Below are 1,190 nucleotides of genomic sequence, written 5' to 3'. Positions count from 1 at the left end.
GCGGTCTTTTCCACTTTCATTTTCCGGATGCGCAGGTTCCAGTCATGGTCCACCCCTTCCACTTGCACCAGGGCCTCGTTGGCAGCGCGGGCACCTATGCGCAGCGTCCATACCTTCATGCCTTGCTCACCTTGGTAAGCCATGACCTTGTCGGCGACTTCCGGGCGGGCGTCGTCGGCCAGGATGAAAGCGGAAGGCAGCAGCAACGCGACAACGGTAAGTGCGCGCACGCAGGTGCTCAGGAACATGTCAGTGTCCTCGGTAATGAAATGAAGACACCTGATAAGCCAGAGTCACCGAATCGTCAAGGTTGCTGACCGCATCACACAAGTGAATGGCCGCCGGTCACAGGCACTGTTTAAAAAAGCACCACCAGCACTATACTGCGACCCCGTTGTCGGATTGACGTCAAATAGCCGTTAGCCAGTATTGAAAGCCATGCAGAGCTGGACCCCTTACCGGGACACCGAAGTGTTCTTCGATGGCCCGCAGCCCTTGAGCCGGTCAAATATCCTCGACGCTTCCGCGCGGGAGATCATCGGCAGTGCCAGCGGATACTATCAGGCGCGAACCGTGCGCCCATTGATGCAGTATTTCGACTGCGACCTTCGCTTTACCGAGCCGCTGCGCATCCACAAGGTGCTGCCCGAAAGCCTGTGCATTGTGCAGGTCCTCGAAGGAGGATGGAGCCATAGCATCGACCGCCGTACGCCTAATCGCTACACGTCGGAAGCCCCGGTCAGCCTGGGCCTGAGCGAGCCAATGGAAGCGGTGGACATCCTGCCAGCCGGTAGCCACGCACGGCTGGCGGGGCTGCGCATCGCCGGCTCGTTCATTCACGAACAGGCCGAGGAAGGCGACACCACGCTGTTGCCGCTGCTGCGCCTGCAACAGGACGGTGTACGTTTCACGCAACTGCCCCGCTGCATGGCGCTGCGCTCGCTGTTCGAGCGCCTGTACCAGACGCCCTACCACGGCGCACTGGGCAGGCTGCATCAGGAAAGCCTGACCCTGGCAGTACTGGTGGAGCTGGCAGCGCACCTGGGCGGCCAGCAAACCCGCCCCCAGGGCCAGACCCGTGCCCAGCGCGATCTGGCACACGAAGCCCGGCAACTGCTCGAAGATAATCTCGCCCGGCCACCGGCCAGCCCTGAGCTGGCATGCATGCTGGGTGTGGGGGAGACCACGCT

Annotated in this window: 1 protein-coding gene and 1 pseudogene; one reads left to right on the top strand and one right to left on the bottom strand. The window is 61.8% G+C overall.

Annotated elements, in window-relative coordinates; genetic code table 11:
* Nucleotides 1–248, bottom strand: a pseudogene (locus M2401_RS34300) (hypothetical protein); the annotation flags it as partial.
* A 190-nt stretch (nucleotides 249–438) separates the two neighbouring features.
* Here M2401_RS34300 and M2401_RS34295 point away from each other — a divergent pair.
* The coding region (locus M2401_RS34295) for an AraC family transcriptional regulator (RefSeq protein WP_259111510.1) at nucleotides 439–1,190 on the top strand (752 nt) is incomplete at its 3' end.

The organism is Pseudomonas sp. JUb42 (genome assembly GCF_024807945.1).
Taxonomy (GTDB): domain Bacteria; phylum Pseudomonadota; class Gammaproteobacteria; order Pseudomonadales; family Pseudomonadaceae; genus Aquipseudomonas.
The sequence above is the reverse complement of the archived record's forward strand: the minus strand, read 5'-3'. Positions and strand labels throughout refer to the sequence as shown.